Here is a 15,077-nt window from a genome sequence, read left to right as displayed (position 1 = left end):
ATACTTTCCTATACTGGAACAAAAGGGAAAGCTTTTATCAGCTTTCCCTTCTTAGATTACTGTGTAGCAACCCTTCGGAATTTTTTAAAGATATTTTTGTCTTTCAAGTTTTTGATCGTAGCTGGGACTAAGAAGCGGTCAACTCCGTAATATACTGTTCCATTGATTACAAATAAGAGAATGATGGCTACGGCAAGTAAGATTGGATTTGTGCTAATCGTTCCTGCAAGTAAGAAGTTCAAGTTCATGAATGCTCCTGCAATCAGAGCTGGGATTGTCAATGCGCCGACAATTAATCCAAGACCAACAAGTATTTCCCCTGCTGGGATCAAGATGTTGATAATCTTCACATTTGGAAGGGCAACATGTTCAAGGAAAGCGGCATACCATCCTTGGACAACTGGTGCTTCTCCTCCTGCTTTGGCTAACGCCCCTTGTAAAAATCCCCCTGCATCAAATGCGCCTAATTTATGCCAACCTGCTTCTAACCATTGAACACCTAACCAAATTCTTAATGCGGCCCATACAATTGCTACCCAACGATTTTCATACCATTTATTCATCATAATCACTCCTGTTTATTTTATCGTTTGTGAAATTATTCACATAATAGTGTAAAAAATATAAGTGCACTGTATTGAAGGGTACTGTTTTTTATTTTTTCTTGTGAATACTTTCACTAACTTTCTACACTCTTAATATACTACGTTTTCGCCAATTACGCAAGGGTATTTCATAACAGACACAACATTGACACTTTTCTATAAAGTGAAACTTCATTCAGTGGGGTTTCTTTCATTCCCACTGATTATTAGTTGAACCAATCAGGTATCTACTGGCAGTTGATCCCCACTTACCATCTTGTTTCTCCTCGAATCCTTAAAATGGGGTCTTACTGCCAGTTGTTTCGGGATTAAACTTGCGAATTTCTCGAGAACATGTTATATTGCTGTTTGGAAATTTCGAATAAAAATAAAGTGAAACTTCATTCAGTGGGGGGTTTTTCATCCCCCACTGAATGTTAGTTAAACCAATCGGGGATTTACTGGCAGTAAGACCCCCACTTACAATTCTCGTTTTCACCTCGAATTCTTGAAGTGGGGGTCTTACTGCCAGTTAATTCGGGATAAATGTATAACCTCAATAATATGGTTTGAGGGTCTCTACCAGGAACCAATTAAATCCTGACTACAAATTTATTCTTTTGTAGTCGGGATTTTTTCTATACTTATATCTGTTTAAACGAAAGGAAGTCCCGCAGAGATACATAAGGGACCTTGGAGGTATGAATATGAATTTTAAAGTATTTATCCTTGCCATATCGACGATTATTGTTGGATTGGTGGAATTAATTGTAGGTGGAATCTTACCCATTATGGCTGATGATTTGCATGTTACGATTGGAACCGCAGGGCAACTAATTACTATTTATGCACTTGTATATGCCATTGCCGGCCCAGTGCTTCTATCTTTAACAGCAAAAATGGAACGCAAAAATTTATACTTGATCACCTTATTCATCTTTTTCATAGGAAATATCATCACCTATTTCAGCCCCAATTTTACATTCATTATGATCGCCAGAGTACTTACAGCGATGAGTGCGTCTTTAGTGATCGTATTATCTTTAACGATTACCTCAAAGATTGTGGAACCCAAACATAGGGCAAAGGCTTTAGGGGTCATTTATATGGGAATCAGTTCTTCCTTAGTACTTGGTGTACCAATCGGCATTGTCATCACAAATGCTCTGGGCTGGAGAACCGTTTTTCTCGGAATCGCCATTCTTACAATTGGCTCTTGCATTCTTATTTATATGTTTTTGGAAAAAATTTCTCCCGAAAATATCCAGCCTTTATCGATACAAATGAAAGCACTAGCCAACAAAAAAATTGCAGGCGCCCATTTGGCTACCATGTTTATGTTAGCTGGACATTACACGATATATGCGTACTTTACGCCTTTTTTAGAAACCACTTTACATTTAAATCAAAACTGGGTAAGCATTTGTTATTTTCTTTTTGGAATTTCTGCTGTAGGTGGTGGAGCATTTGGAGGTGGACTTGCTGACCGAATTGGTTCACAGAAAAGCATCTTAATGATCCTTGGTGCTTTTGCTTTAGTCCTATTTGTTCTTCCCTATTCCACTTTTTCCTTCCCTGTATTCTTGGTGACCATGATGATCTGGGGAGCATTAAGTTGGAGTCTTGCTCCACCACAACAGGATTATATTATTCGCACAGATCCACACACATCTGATATTCATCAAAGCTTTAATAACTCGGCATTGCAAATCGGCATTGCCTTAGGATCGGGTATTGGCGGCTTGGTCATGGAGCATACGGAATCCGTTGCTCGGACTGCTGCCGTTGGTTCAGGGGTAGTAATCATTGCCTTTATATGTGCTGTTATTTCTTTGAAAATTCCAGCACAACTTCATCAAACCGAAACAACGAACTAGATAAACAATTGTCTCAATTACAAAAAATGCAAAGGAAAGTAGTTCTCCTTTGCATTTATTCGATATAATTGGATAAAAAGTGGTTTAACCGCTCTTTATAAACCTCTTTTTCTAATACAAATGATTCACCATGATTGGCCCCATCCACAAGCATAAGCTCCGCCTCACTATTCGTAGATTCATAAAGTTCTTGTGCTAGTTTCGTAGGAACAAAGGTATCGCCCTTCCCATGTATATAAAGAATTGGGACATCTGTCACCTCTACTTCTTTTTGCGCATCCGCCTCCCTTAGCCAATAACCAGCCTTTATCTTAGTAACAAGACTTGTACTGTCCAAAATCGGAAATGCAGGCAGCTTAAACATACGCTTCATCTGATAGGCAAACAAGTCATAAACAGATGTATAAGCACTATCGGCCACGATGGCTTTCACTTGATCAGGCAGCTCTTTTTCTCCACTTGCCATTAGCACTGTTGCAGCACCCATGGACAAACCATGGTAGACAACCTGCGTATCATTTCCTAATTTGTTGACTAAAAGATTCGTCCAATCAATCAGATCAAGGCGATCAGGCCAACCAAACCCATAATAATCACCTTCACTATCTCCGTGCCCACGCGCATCTGCCATGAAAATATTGTAACCTAGTTCCTCATAATAATATTGACCAAATAGGCCCATTTGCTTCGCATGCCCTAGATAGCCATGAGTGAAAACAACCAACTTATCAGTCGGTTTCTTGGCTGGCAAGTAATAGCCTATTAATTCTAAACCATCACGAGATTTCATTTCGATTTCCTCAAAATCCTGAGTAGCTACCCATTCTCGCCATTCCCCATCTAACATTTCGTCCAATGATTCTGCTGCCACTTCCAGATCAGCATTTTCCTCGAGGAACTCCTTTGGTCCCCGCTTAATAGCCAAATTGTAGAAAAAGAAACTCGCTGCAATGTCTCCAATTAAAAGGATACCAATAAAAATTGTAACAACTTTTTTCCAATGCTTTCGTATCATGGCCATTTTCCCTTTCAAGTAAAATCAGTCACTCTATTCTTCTATTATACTAAAAAAGTAGATAGAACTCTTTGGCAGATTATTGAAGTGGGATCTCCACCATGTGGATCTCATTGGGACAGCCCTACTCTTTTTCTTGCCCTCTATCCTCAAATAGGGAATATGATGTAATGGGGTTATACACACTATCGAATTCAATTTATTCAAAAAACAAGGAGCGAAAAAGCAAGCCAACGTAGGGATCCGTTGCGTTCTTTTTTTGTTAAACTTTTTGAACATAATTCTATATGAGATTTATTTTCACTGTGGAATAATCAACGAAGCTAAGGATGGGATATTTGATAAGGGGAGCATGTTCCAAGTCATGAACAAGGAAACGTCTTTGATGTTTGAAAGTTCGATCGGAGTTTTTACTAAGAGGAAACTTGAATATCAAAAGGAAATACCCATCAGCGCCCGTAACGGGTTTCAAGTTCAAATATTCTTTGCTCTAGTTCAACGTTCTTATGCTCAAAATAGTGTATCTTTTTACTAACATGTTGACGATTATTATCTAATTTTTCACCGTTTTGGATAACCAGTTTTTCAAGATTTGTAAATCGTTCTTTTGTTTCTTGACGAAATTCTCTCATTTCCTCCTGAAAGCTCTTATGGCCTTCTAATTCTTCCTGCATAATTCGTTGACCTTCTCGCATTGCTTGCTGGTCTTCTCGTGTTGCTTGCAGTTCTTTTTTCATGGCTTGTTGGTCTTCTCGCATGGCTTGCAGTTCTTTTTGCACGGCTTGTAATATCTTTAAAACTTCTTCCATTTGTATTTCTCTCCTCCCTATCAAATTTTTCACTACTCTTTCATTATAACAGAAAAGCCCTCCTCTTTCTTACAAAAAAGAAAAGGTTTACACAAGTTTCTTCTCTTCTCAGCTCAATCTACTGCCCTGTAATCTGAGGTAGATAAGCTTCCTTACATTATTGAGGTACTTTAGTAGGGGATTGCGCTTCTTCCCTTGTGAATAACAGAATTTCAAAAACCCCGAATACTTCTATAGGTAGCAGTTTCGGGGTTTTCCTATTCATTCTTGTTCAAACCGGCCGGATGGTGATTTCATTGACATTTACATATTCTGGTTGTGTAACTGCGTAAACAACTGCTTTGGCAATATCCTCTGTTTCCAGTTTTTTCCGATCCATTACTGTGGAGTTACTTAAACTAGTCGCGACCATCCCAGGAGAGATATTTGTCACTCTAACGCCTGTTCTCGCCAGTTCCTTTTCCAATCCCATAGAAATAGCTCTAACAGCAAATTTGGTTGCACTATAAACCGTGCTCGTCTTTGTCACTTCATATCCAGAGACAGACGCGATGTTAATAATATTTCCGGTAGATCGCTCCAGCATCGATGGCAACACCGAATGAACACCGTATAAAACGCCTTTGATATTGACATCAATCATTTGCTCCCATTCCTCTACTTCACCAGAACGGATAGTCCCTGTAAGCATCTGTCCAGCATTATTCACAAAAATATCCACATCTCCAAAGGCCTCGTTTGCCTTTTTTACCATCTCCTCCACACTGTCTCGATTAGCCGTATCTGTTTTGACAGCTAGGGCTTTTCCTTTTCCATGTTGGTGAATCTCATTTTCTAGTTCTTTCAGTTTTTCCATACTACGGGCCGTTAGCACCACACTAGCTCCTTCACTAGCAAGTTCCCGTGCTATGCCTGCTCCAATACCACTGCTTGCCCCTGTTACAACAGCAACCTTTCCCTTTAATTTTCCCACAACAGTCCCTCCTTTGTTTCTTTCATTAAAAGCTTATCATGAAATATTAAGAAAAGCACAAGCGCCTTGGTCAGCCCCGACAAGCAAATGTTCTGAAACCTTAGAAGGGCGGTTTTTCCCTTCATAGGTTTCAGGTTATTTGACCTCGAGGGGCTAGGCGCTGGAGCTAGATCCCCAAAAAAAGACTGAACAAATCCCTTTGATTTGCGCAGTCCCTTATACCTTTTAGCAAAAGCTCTATCTATCGCTCGATAAAATCTACAAGATTTTTTATCTTCTCTTCTGTTAATTCTCCTGAGTTATCAAATACCAGAATATTTGATTCCGGAATTCCCCAAGCAACAGTCGGCAGATCTAAGCTTTGTTCATATTCATCCCAGTTGTCGATTTTCCATTGATCACGCTCCATTGCTCCCCGTTCAATAATCCGTTCTTTTTGTAACTCTGTATCCTGCAATGTAACAAATAAAACTTTGACCGTCACATCGACTCGTGAAAGCCCAAACTCAGTTAATTTCCTTCCTAGCCATTCTTCCGTTTCAATTTCTTTTGTAAATGGACCGATTAGAATGGAATCAAGCCCAAGTGTTGCATTCTCCATTGCCAAATTCATCGTCACATCGTACTCTAAATCACGGCAATGCTGCTTATAATATTTGGAATCCCGGTCACTGGGATCATACCCCGTTGCTTGCAAAAAATGCTCGCTAAACTTCCCACCAACTGTATCTTTATCCAGATAAACAGCAGGAATATACTTATGTAAATATTTTGAAACAGTTGTTTTCCCAGTCCCCGCAACTCCACTTACAAAAATAATTTTCGGCATAGCCCCTAACTCCTCCAAAACGCCTTCATATCATTGGATAAATATGTGAGCAGATTCTTTTTTTAAAACTATATCATCATTCATCTTATCTCTCAAGATGCTTATATCAAGCCGTACCGCTGTTTTCATTTTCGACAATGAGTAAGGAAGAGCTACTGTAAGACTCCTGCCATTCAGCGACAAACAAATGTCCTGAACCTAAGAAGGGCGATTTTCCCCTTCATAGGTTTCAGTTTATTTGGTGTAGCATCGGCTATGATTTTGCCACGTTCTGTGTTCTATCATTTGATTCTGGTTTCATTTTACATTCTAATCCCTTTCATCCGTTTCCTCTATTCTCTCATCAATCTTATGCTTTTCTTCTCCCCACCAAAGTTCATCCTCCAGATCTTCTATTACCTGCTTGATTTCATGTTTTTCTGCAACGGCAGGCGGAGAACCACGGAGCGGTTTTCCAGATGTATTTTTAAGAAAGAGAGTGACAACCACAATTCCAATCAATGAAGCAAATATTAAATAGAAGGCGGGAATGAGTTGGTTAGCTGTAAGATTAATCAACCAGGCAATTAGTAAAGGAGCCGTACCTCCAAATAGCGATGCAGAAATATTATAAGTAAAAGCCAGCCCTCCGTATCTTACTTCGGTGAAAAATAGGGATGGTAATTGCGAGCTCATCGTTGCCTTTATGGCTGCTAAGAAAGACCCCAGTATGAGTAATCCTAAAAAGACCAACCAGTTATTCCCACTGCCAATTAGTAAAAATGATGGAACCGATAATAAAATAATCCCAATCAAGCTCACTTGCATAATTCGTTTATTCCCGTATCGATCCCCAAAATATCCTATTGTCAATACAAGTGGAATCATAATAAACATAACAATGACAATCAACAAAAGTCCTTTTGTTTCTCCATACCCTAAAACAGCCGTTAAGTGGGAGGGCATATAGGTTAACACTGTATAATCAATGACATTATAGAAGAAAACTAAGACCAAACACATTAAAACGGAGCGACGATGGTATAAGAACAGCTCTTTTAATGAAACATGTTCTCTTTCCTTCGTTTCCCCTTCCTTTTGCTCTTCCATTGCAGCAAAGGCAGGGGATTCTTCAAGATGGGTGCGGAGGTACAAGCCGATGATTCCAATTGGAGCGGCAATTAAAAACGGCACCCTCCAGCCCCAATCGAGCATCTTATCTGAACCAAGAATAAAAGTAAGCAACGTTACCAATCCGGCACCAGCAATATAACCGACTAAGGTTCCCACTTCCAAACCACTCGCCATAAAACCACGGCGATTATCTGGAGTCGATTCAGCGATAAATGTCATCGCACCAGCATATTCACCACCCGCTGAAAACCCTTGCACTAGTCTAGCACATAACAGCAGAATTGGTGCCGCAATTCCAATCGTCGCATAAACGGGAATCAGTCCGATTGCTAGTGTGGCAAGCGACATGATAATCAATGTCACAGCTAATATCCGTTTTCTGCCTAAGCGATCACCTAGCATCCCAAAGAACATTCCACCAAGAGGGCGAACAAGAAAGGCAACGGCAAATGTTCCAAAACTAAAAACAAGCTGAGCGGAGTCACTTACACCTGAGTAAAATACATGCCCAATGATGACAACTAAATATGAATAAATCCCAAAGTCAAACCATTCCATGGCATTTCCTAATGCCGTTGCAACTACGGCCTTTTTCGCAATATCCGAATCAATGACCGTAATATCATCTTTATGTACTTTATATTTTTTTCGCTTACCTTTTTCTTTCTTCATAAATAGCTCCTCCTTGATACTCCTTTTCTTAGATGTTCCCTTAAATAGACCTTCCTATGAACAATCTTTTAGTATTTTTCACTTAGGGGTTTCCCTCAAACATGAGTGTTAAGAATAAAATGTCTTGATTATTTTCATAAATAGATCACATTTTTATAAGGATTGAGGTTTTATAAAAAAAAACAAAACTCCTATTGCAGAAAATCTGTTAAGAAAACAGAACAACTTTTCTACAATAGGAGTTTCTCTCCTGTTTACTTTAATTTATAAATATCATCTTTGGGCTGTTCTAGTTGCATCTGTTCTAGCTCAAGTTTTAGTTTTTCTGTTTCCAATAAGTAATTTTCATGCTTCAGTTTTTCTAACTCCAACTGATCTTGAATAAATTTCCCTTTAATTGTTGCACGTTCCTGCATGTGATTCGTAACAATGGCTATAATTGGTACGGAAAATATCATGACCCCTACAATCCACCACAAAGAATTCACCTCATTTAGTGTTATTTTTATTAAGTGTAATACATTATGAAGCAGATTTATATAGTTTGTTACGTTTGAAAAAAATTCGGGGAAAATACTTTTTGTGATTTCTTGTAGAATCATACTCCGAGATCAGCCTTTATTTAACGAATCGTTGCTTCCAGTTCTATTTCTACATTCCCTTTAATCGCTTTAGAAATCATACAGGTTTGTTCCGCTTTATAAATGAGCCTTTCAAGCAGCATGTATGCTTTCTCTTCTGCATTTTCAGTTAGGGAAACAGTTGGACGATGGATAATTCTTTTATAGGTAAATACACCATTTGTTACATCGACAACTCCTTCTGATTCTAAGGCCATTTCTTTTAATGGTAAATCTGCTCGTTCGATCATCGCAGCTAATGTAATGAAGTAACAGGTAGCAGCTGCTCCTAATAGCATTTCATCTGGGTTGGTTCCAATCCCAGGTCCATCCATTTCAGCTGGAATGGATATTTTCGTCTGTAAATTCCCTGCATCGATATACCCTGCACTATTTCTTCCACCTGGCCACTGCGCCTGCAAATGAAAATGGTGTTCAGCCATATAATCACCTCTTTTTCATTATAGTAGTTGGCCAACATTCTATCATTCAATACGATGTAACTGTTCTAATGATTCTAAAACGTATGTCAAAAATTTCTTAATGTCTCCCATATGCTCTTCAGTTAACTTTGGTTTGAATCGGACTTCAATCCTATTTATAAAAAGTTGAGAATCTTGGCCATATACGAAACTTATGGTTTGAGTTAACTCAATTTCATCCTCCCAAATAGAGTAGAGTACTTGTTCTATTTTTTGACACTGCTCTTGTGGTTCGTTTACTGGTTTTGTGAATCGTAAAAACAGGGAACATCCAGGTTGTGCTTCAGGCATTTCTAATATTTCGCCAGCTAAATCTTCAAGTAAACTCTCTAATCGTAATTCCGCCATCACTTCGGGTTGGTCAGCCAATATGAATTCAAGGGATAATCTTCTAGACAAAGTTGCAAAATCCATTTGGTCTTTTCTATTTTGTATCAGGATCTTCTGATCGATATTGTCCAAATCATAAAGATGGTTTTCAAAACTCACCTTTAAATTTTCAAAGACAGTTGGATCAAACATATTATTACCTCCGTCGGGGGACAGCCCCCTGATTCGTTAGACCCATTCTTCCATATCCCATACTTGAGTCACCCATGATTGATAAAATTCTGGTTCATGTGAAACCAGGAGGATGGTCCCTTCGTATGCCTGCAGGGCTTGTTGCAAAGACGCTTTGGTCAATGAATCTAAATGATTGGTTGGCTCATCTAATACCAGTACATTGCCTGGTGTTAATTGCAATTGACATAGACGGACTTTTGTCTGTTCACCACCACTTAAGGTACGGAGGGGTTGAAAGATATGTTCACTCCGTAATCCACATCTAGCCAGCATGGTTCTAGCTTCTTTTGCTGTCAAATGTGGAAATAACGAGCAGATCTCTTCCAAAGCTGTTTGGTTTCCTTTAATGAGAGCTTCTTGAGAAAAATAAACAGGCTGGACGCGATCTCCCAAAATGACTGTGCCATCTATAGGCTTGATTTGTCCAAGTAAGGTTTTCAAGGTCGTTGTTTTTCCAATTCCGTTATGACCTACAATCGCAACCTTTTCACCACGCTCAAGTTTGATATTCATCGCAGAGAATAAGGCTTCATGGTAACCGATTTTCAGATCTTTTGTTTCAAGAATCAGCCTAACTGGCTGGTGATGAACCTGAAAAGAAAAAGTTGATTTCGGCTGATCTGTTGGTTTATCAATTCGTACTATTTTTTCCAGTTTCTTCTCCCGGCTTTTCGCCTGCTTAGCCGTGGAAGCTCTCGCTTTATTTTTTTGAATATAGGTCTCTAGCTTTTGGATTTCCTCTTGCTGTTTTTGGTATTGCTGGTGAATTTGTTCCTTCCGCAGTTCATATGCCTTTAGGAATTGCTGATAATTTCCTGTATAGCGAAATAATTGTTTGTGTTCAAGATGATAAACAATATTTACGACTTCATTCATAAAGCTTGTATCATGACTTATCAATACAAAAGCATACGGATAGGTGCTTAGGTAATTTTTCAACCACTCGATATGGGCTAGATCTAGATAATTGGTCGGTTCATCTAGTAATAACACCTCTGGTTGTGTTAATAATAACTTGGCTAGTAGAAGCTTGGTCCGTTGCCCTCCACTTAGCTTGCTTACATCCGTCTGTAATCCAAGAGATGTTAGCCCTAATCCAGCAGCCACCTCTTCAATCTTCGCATCCATTTGATAAAAGTCATTTTGATCCAACACCATCTGTAAATGGCTAAACCGTTGCAATAATTTATCAAGCTGCTCCCCCGACACATCTCCCATTTCCATAGAAATGGCAAGCATCTCCTGTTCTGCATCCAATAATTCCTGAAAAGCACCTTGTAAAAAAGCCATCATCGTGACACCTGATTCTAATTGAATATGCTGCTCTAAATTCCCAATCTTGGCGGTTGGATTCCAATGAATATGGCCTGAATCTGGAAGGTGTTTTCCTGTTAACAAATTAAATAACGTTGATTTTCCAGCTCCATTCGCGCCAACTAAACCAATATGCTCTCCTTTTAATATCCGAAAAGATATGTTTTGTAAAACAATCTTGTCTCCATAGCTATGTGATAATTGTTCAACATCTAAAATACTCATTTTCTGCTCTCCTTTAGTGAAAAAATATACCCAAACACGGGAACAAAATATAAAAAGCAGGGCGAGATCTCGCCCTGCTAGTAGCCTTTAATAAAAAACGATCACTGAATAAGAAAGAGAAAGGAGGTAAAAAAGACACCAAACCTTATCCATGCAACTATAAAAGAGTGATTGTTTTATCTTGTTAAAGAGCTAATCAGTGAAGATCTACTGTAGAACTCATGTTTAGGCTTTGTTAAAAATGGGCATACGTATCCCGTTATCAAGCCAAAACGAGTTGAAGCACAGTAGAAATATTCATTGATAAAGCTCCCTCCTTAATCGAACTAAAATGTTTAAGAACATATTATAACAGATAATCCTAAATTGAGAAACCCTTAGCGAATTGGAATGGGACGCTTCAACAATAAAAAAGGGGGAAGCCTCTTGTTTTATCGTTGAATAACGCTAAGAAAATCGCTAAAAACGGCGATACGCCTGCTGGAATAGCATCGACCCCGGAGGCCGCGTCACGGGAGCTTTTTGACATTTTTCGACTTTAGGGATATCCCCATTCAGTTATGCTTATTCTGATGAAAAATATTTAACTTTTGCTCCTAACTCACATAACTTATCAACTAAATTTCCATGCCCGCGTTTTAAATGCTCTAATCCACTTACATATGTAGTTCCCGATGATGATAATCCTGCACAGACAAGACCAACTGCAGCACGTATGTCTTTTCCCTCAACAAAAGATCCTTTTAGGCTATTTACTCCATTAATTCTCACTAAATTTTCCGAACTAGCTATATCTATTTGTGCTCCCATCTTTATTAATTCAGAGCATATTGAAAATCTACCATTAAATACATGATCTATAATAATTGATTTTCCATTACATATGGTTGCTAAACTAACTACTAGAGATTGTAAATCAGTAGATAATCCAGGATAAGGCCCTGTCATCACACGAAATGATGATAATTTTTTCGATGTATCAACAAGTATAGAGTTGTCTCCGATAAATGATATTTCTAAACCGACATCTCTTAACAAAGAAATAATTGCATGATTGTGTCCTGGTATAACCCCATGTATAGTCCCACTTCCTTTTGTCATAGCAAAAGCGGTAAGTAACGCAATGGCTTCCAAGCGGTCAGGGATTATTTGATGTTTAATACCTTGTAAACGCTCGCTACTCTGTATGATTAATTTCCTATTATCTGTTAATTTGATATTGGCACCCATACTATTTAAAAATTGAATTAAATCCATTATTTCAGGGTCAATCGCAACATTTTCTATCATGGTTTCTCCAGTCGCTCGACAAGCCGTAAGTAGAGCCTGGACAGTTGCACCAAAACTAGGAAGTCTTAGTTTAAATCTTGTTCCTTTTAGAGGAAGTTCTTTTGCCTTTGCATAGACAATCCCATCCTCTACATTCACTTCAACGCCAAATGATTCTAAAGCACTTAGGTGGATATCTATCGGACGAACACCAAAATTATCTCCTCCTGGCAAGGAAATAGTTGCTTCTCCTATTGTTGAAACAAGAGGACCAAGGAATAAAATCGATTGGCGCATTTTTGACATTAATGTTTCGCTTATATGTCCATTTTTCAATCCATTACTTTCGATAGAAAGAGAAGCACCCTCTCTATAGCTTGTGACCCCAATTTCACGCATAATTTCAATCAATACATCCATGTCAGAAATAGAAGGGATATTTTCCAAATATGAAACGCCCTCAGACGCAAGACAGGCAGCAGGCACCAAAATTAAAGCCGCATTCTTCGCTCCATCTACTTTCGTCTCCCCAACTAATCTATTTCCACCCTCTATTTTCAATTTTTCCCCTTTAATTTGTACACCCATCTAAATACCCCCAAAAAATAAAATAATGAAAAGGAGAAGAAGTTTTACTCATACTCATTTGGTTATTCCTCTAAGATACTTATTGAAAAAAGTCTAAAGTATTCTCGGAATTATGTCTATTTCCTCATCCAAAAGCCCTATTGACAAAATAATCTATGGACAGCTAAGATAATCTTTAAAGTTTCCTAAGGCAAACTCTTTAACCTATATAAAACAATTTTACCTATAGTTAAATTTAAGAGGGTGAGGAATTGATCACAACAACAAATTCGGTAAACAGAGGAAACAAAATCTATATAGGTGGACAAAAGAAGAACGTCATTCGCTTATCTTTCTTTTTTATCATCTTGTCTTGTTTAATTATTGTGTCCACTTCAATCGGACCGTTCCATATTCCATTCCAGCATTCGTTAGCGATTATACTCGACCATTTACATATCACATCAGGATCAGCTTTTACGGAAAAAGAGATGACTGTCATTAAAAGTATTCGTTTACCAAGAGTCCTGGTCGGTGCCCTCGTGGGAGCTGGGCTTGGGATATCGGGGGCGATTATGCAAGGTATATTCCGGAACCCACTTGTGGAACCAGGCTATATTGGAGTTTCGAGTGGAGCGGCTGTCGCGGCTGTGATCGTGCTTTATTTTGGGCTCACACGATTCAGCATGTGGGTTCTGCCTTTGGCGGCCTTTGTAGGGGCAGCTCTTTCCCTGTTTTTCGTGTTAATTATTTGGCAAGTGAGCAAAAAGACATCTATCTCAACACTTCTACTCGTTGGATTGGGGATGAATCTTTTTCTTTCAGCTGTTATGAGTGTATTTATTGCGAGTGCTCCAAGTGAGCAAGAACTTCGAGGGATAGTTTTCTGGCTTCAAGGTGGATTGGAAGCAAGGACTTGGGAGCATGTCCAGCTGATTAGCCCCATTATCATCGGAGCAATTTTACTCGTCTCTATTTTTTCCAGGGAACTTAATGTCATGCTATTAGGCGATGAACAAGCAAAAAGTTCAGGGGTGAATGTAAAACGATCGCGATATATTTTACTTGGTTTAGCGGCGCTAATGGTTGGGGCTGGAGTATCGGTAAGTGGGACAATTGGTTTTGTTGGCCTTGTAGTCCCTCATGCTATTCGGCTAATTTTCGGACCAGATCATCGCTTTCTCTTGCCAGCAAGTGCTTTAGGGGGAGCTTCATTTTTAGTTCTTGCTGATATTGTGTCTCGTACAATGATTCAGCCTGTCAGTGTTCAAGTGGGAGTCGTCTGCTCCCTCATTGGAGCCCCAGTCTTTTTATTCCTGGTACTTAAATCAAGGAGGGGAAGCTTATAATGACAACACTTATTTCAGATCGCGTCTCACTGACTCTAGATGGAAACACCATTTTAAAAGACGTTTCGTTAACAGCACCAAAAGGAAACTTTATTGGTTTAATCGGACCAAACGGATCTGGAAAGTCAACCTGGATACGCGCTTTAGCAGGACTTTTAACATTTCAACAAGGGAATATCTATTTGAATGGAAAAGAAATCAAGCATTGTTCTCCAAAGGAAATAGCACTTATGATCGGCTATGTCCCTCAAGACACAAGCTTTCATTTTGATTTTTCTGTACATGAAATTGTTTTAATGGGAAGACATGCTCATATTCCTCGCTTTGGCTTGGAAAATCAAGAGGATTATGACATTGTGCAAAATGCTATGGAAAGAACAAATATTTCTCATTTATCGAGCCACTCGGTGAATAAATTATCAGGTGGTCAACGCCAATTGGTTTTTATCGCAAAAGCATTAGCACAGCAAGCAAACATTTTATTATTGGATGAACCGACTTCTGCCCTAGATATCAATCGACAGCTCCAAGTTTTAGAGCTGATCAAGCAATTAACCAAGGAAGGAGCCACGGTCATTATGGCTTTACATGATCTTAATTTAGCCGCACGATTTTGCGATAAATTAGTGTTATTAGCGAATGGACGCGTTCTTGCCTCCGGAGAGCCAAAAGATGTCTTCTCGCCTGGAACATTGAGAGAAAGCTACCAAATACATACCGCCGTGCGGTACGACGACCTTACAGAAGCCTATTATATTACGGCCTTGTCACAAATTGAAGAAACCGTTAGGATTTGAGAATTTTTTAGTAAAGGA

14 protein-coding genes and 1 riboswitch are annotated in these 15,077 nt (G+C 38.9%); of the genes, 3 read left to right on the top strand and 11 right to left on the bottom strand.

What is annotated here, in order from left to right:
• Window positions 1-56: 56 nt before the first annotated feature.
• Complete coding sequence (locus IPU53_RS11985) at window positions 57-566, bottom strand: DoxX family membrane protein (protein WP_207450463.1); 510 nt, start codon at window positions 564-566, stop codon at window positions 57-59.
• Window positions 567-1,110: 544 nt separating this feature from the next.
• A riboswitch (purine riboswitch) is annotated at window positions 1,111-1,211 on the top strand.
• 80 nt (window positions 1,212-1,291) lie between these two features.
• Here IPU53_RS11985 and IPU53_RS11980 point away from each other — a divergent pair.
• A complete protein-coding gene (locus IPU53_RS11980; RefSeq protein ID WP_207450981.1) occupies window positions 1,292-2,461 on the top strand; it encodes an MFS transporter in 1,170 nt (389 codons plus the stop codon).
• A 55-nt stretch (window positions 2,462-2,516) separates the two neighbouring features.
• On the opposite strand, the gene IPU53_RS11975 is transcribed toward IPU53_RS11980, so the two are convergent.
• From IPU53_RS11975 to murA, 10 genes are all read right to left on the bottom strand, one after another.
• Window positions 2,517-3,476 carry an alpha/beta hydrolase gene (locus tag IPU53_RS11975; RefSeq protein WP_207450980.1) on the bottom strand — a complete coding sequence of 320 codons (960 nt, stop codon included), beginning with the start codon at window positions 3,474-3,476 and terminating at the stop codon, window positions 2,517-2,519.
• A 449-nt stretch (window positions 3,477-3,925) separates the two neighbouring features.
• Window positions 3,926-4,285 carry a hypothetical protein gene (locus IPU53_RS11970; RefSeq protein ID WP_207450979.1) on the bottom strand — a complete coding sequence of 120 codons (360 nt, stop codon included), beginning with the start codon at window positions 4,283-4,285 and terminating at the stop codon, window positions 3,926-3,928.
• A 271-nt stretch (window positions 4,286-4,556) separates the two neighbouring features.
• A complete protein-coding gene (locus IPU53_RS11965; protein ID WP_207450978.1) occupies window positions 4,557-5,258 on the bottom strand; it encodes an SDR family oxidoreductase in 702 nt (233 codons plus the stop codon).
• A 241-nt stretch (window positions 5,259-5,499) separates the two neighbouring features.
• On the bottom strand, window positions 5,500-6,087 hold the full coding sequence (locus IPU53_RS11960; RefSeq protein WP_207450977.1) for an AAA family ATPase: 588 nt from the start codon (window positions 6,085-6,087) through the stop codon (window positions 5,500-5,502).
• A 309-nt stretch (window positions 6,088-6,396) separates the two neighbouring features.
• Window positions 6,397-7,872: an MFS transporter gene (locus tag IPU53_RS11955; RefSeq protein WP_207450975.1), complete on the bottom strand. Its 1,476-nt coding sequence runs from the start codon at window positions 7,870-7,872 to the stop codon at window positions 6,397-6,399.
• A 254-nt stretch (window positions 7,873-8,126) separates the two neighbouring features.
• Entirely contained in the window at window positions 8,127-8,330 is a 204-nt protein-coding gene (locus IPU53_RS11950; RefSeq protein ID WP_207451143.1) for a hypothetical protein, read from the bottom strand.
• 164 nt (window positions 8,331-8,494) lie between these two features.
• Window positions 8,495-8,935: an OsmC family protein gene (locus IPU53_RS11945; protein ID WP_207450974.1), complete on the bottom strand. Its 441-nt coding sequence runs from the start codon at window positions 8,933-8,935 to the stop codon at window positions 8,495-8,497.
• 42 nt (window positions 8,936-8,977) lie between these two features.
• Window positions 8,978-9,496 carry a hypothetical protein gene (locus IPU53_RS11940; RefSeq protein ID WP_207450973.1) on the bottom strand — a complete coding sequence of 173 codons (519 nt, stop codon included), beginning with the start codon at window positions 9,494-9,496 and terminating at the stop codon, window positions 8,978-8,980.
• Between the two features lie 36 nt (window positions 9,497-9,532).
• Entirely contained in the window at window positions 9,533-11,077 is a 1,545-nt protein-coding gene (locus IPU53_RS11935; RefSeq protein WP_207450972.1) for an ABC-F family ATP-binding cassette domain-containing protein, read from the bottom strand.
• Between the two features lie 564 nt (window positions 11,078-11,641).
• A complete protein-coding gene (gene murA, locus IPU53_RS11930; RefSeq protein ID WP_207450971.1) occupies window positions 11,642-12,934 on the bottom strand; it encodes a UDP-N-acetylglucosamine 1-carboxyvinyltransferase in 1,293 nt (430 codons plus the stop codon).
• Between the two features lie 251 nt (window positions 12,935-13,185).
• On the opposite strand from murA, the gene IPU53_RS11925 reads away from it, so the two are divergent.
• Window positions 13,186-14,262, top strand: a complete 1,077-nt coding sequence (locus IPU53_RS11925; protein ID WP_207450970.1) for a FecCD family ABC transporter permease — start codon at window positions 13,186-13,188, stop codon at window positions 14,260-14,262.
• The gene (locus tag IPU53_RS11920) at window positions 14,262-15,059 is read left to right on the top strand and encodes an ABC transporter ATP-binding protein (protein WP_207450969.1); all 798 of its coding nucleotides are present in this window, start codon (window positions 14,262-14,264) and stop codon (window positions 15,057-15,059) included. Before IPU53_RS11925 ends, IPU53_RS11920 begins: the two co-directional genes overlap by 1 nt.
• Window positions 15,060-15,077: the final 18 nt, after the last annotated feature.

The organism is Bacillus sp. SD088 (assembly GCF_017355205.1).
In the GTDB taxonomy this organism is placed as follows: domain Bacteria; phylum Bacillota; class Bacilli; order Bacillales; family Bacillaceae_C; genus Lederbergia.
The sequence above is the reverse complement of the archived record's forward strand: the minus strand, read 5'-3'. Positions and strand labels throughout refer to the sequence as shown.

Excerpts from the sequence above, each read along its gene's own strand:
- IPU53_RS11985 (WP_207450463.1), bottom strand. The coding sequence starts at position 566 with ATGATGAATAAATGGTATGAAAATCGTTGGGTAGCAATTGTATGGGCC.
- IPU53_RS11980 (WP_207450981.1), top strand. The coding sequence starts at position 1,292 with ATGAATTTTAAAGTATTTATCCTTGCCATATCGACGATTATTGTTGGA.
- IPU53_RS11975 (WP_207450980.1), bottom strand. The coding sequence starts at position 3,476 with ATGATACGAAAGCATTGGAAAAAAGTTGTTACAATTTTTATTGGTATC.
- IPU53_RS11970 (WP_207450979.1), bottom strand. The coding sequence starts at position 4,285 with ATGGAAGAAGTTTTAAAGATATTACAAGCCGTGCAAAAAGAACTGCAA.
- IPU53_RS11960 (WP_207450977.1), bottom strand. The coding sequence starts at position 6,087 with ATGCCGAAAATTATTTTTGTAAGTGGAGTTGCGGGGACTGGGAAAACA.
- IPU53_RS11955 (WP_207450975.1), bottom strand. The coding sequence starts at position 7,872 with ATGAAGAAAGAAAAAGGTAAGCGAAAAAAATATAAAGTACATAAAGAT.
- IPU53_RS11950 (WP_207451143.1), bottom strand. The coding sequence starts at position 8,330 with ATGATATTTTCCGTACCAATTATAGCCATTGTTACGAATCACATGCAG.
- IPU53_RS11945 (WP_207450974.1), bottom strand. The coding sequence starts at position 8,935 with ATGGCTGAACACCATTTTCATTTGCAGGCGCAGTGGCCAGGTGGAAGA.
- IPU53_RS11940 (WP_207450973.1), bottom strand. The coding sequence starts at position 9,496 with ATGTTTGATCCAACTGTCTTTGAAAATTTAAAGGTGAGTTTTGAAAAC.
- IPU53_RS11935 (WP_207450972.1), bottom strand. The coding sequence starts at position 11,077 with ATGAGTATTTTAGATGTTGAACAATTATCACATAGCTATGGAGACAAG.
- murA (WP_207450971.1), bottom strand. The coding sequence starts at position 12,934 with ATGGGTGTACAAATTAAAGGGGAAAAATTGAAAATAGAGGGTGGAAAT.
- IPU53_RS11920 (WP_207450969.1), top strand. The coding sequence starts at position 14,262 with ATGACAACACTTATTTCAGATCGCGTCTCACTGACTCTAGATGGAAAC.